We start from the raw sequence: 331 nt of genomic DNA on the forward strand, positions 1-331 counted from the left end.
CTGCATACGCCGACGAAAACATAGCGCGACGACGCTCGCGGCACGATGCCAGCAGCTAGGCTTGCAGCAATTGCCCAGAGGTCATCCCCATGCTTCGAGCGCTCTGCCTCCTGCTGGCCGTCGCCGTGTGTCTCGGCGCCCGTGCCGGCGAACTCGATGGCCACTACCGGACGACGCTCGACGGTCAGCCGGCCGAGCTGATCCTGCACCAGCAGGGTGATCAGGTGGAGGGGCAATATGTGGAGAACCGCAGCCTGAGCCTGACCCTCAGGGGCCGCTACGACGGCCAGTTGCTGCGTGCCGAGATCAGCGATCCACGCTCCGGCCTGCT

General features: G+C 66.2%; 1 protein-coding gene. It reads left to right on the plus strand.

The features are described from left to right. Window positions 1-89: 89 nt before the first annotated feature. The coding region (locus J0A65_RS26715; protein ID WP_206597193.1) for a hypothetical protein at window positions 90-331 on the plus strand (242 nt) is incomplete at its 3' end.

Source organism: Bowmanella yangjiangensis (assembly GCF_017255015.1).
GTDB classification, from domain to species: Bacteria; Pseudomonadota; Gammaproteobacteria; order Enterobacterales; family Alteromonadaceae; genus Bowmanella; species Bowmanella yangjiangensis.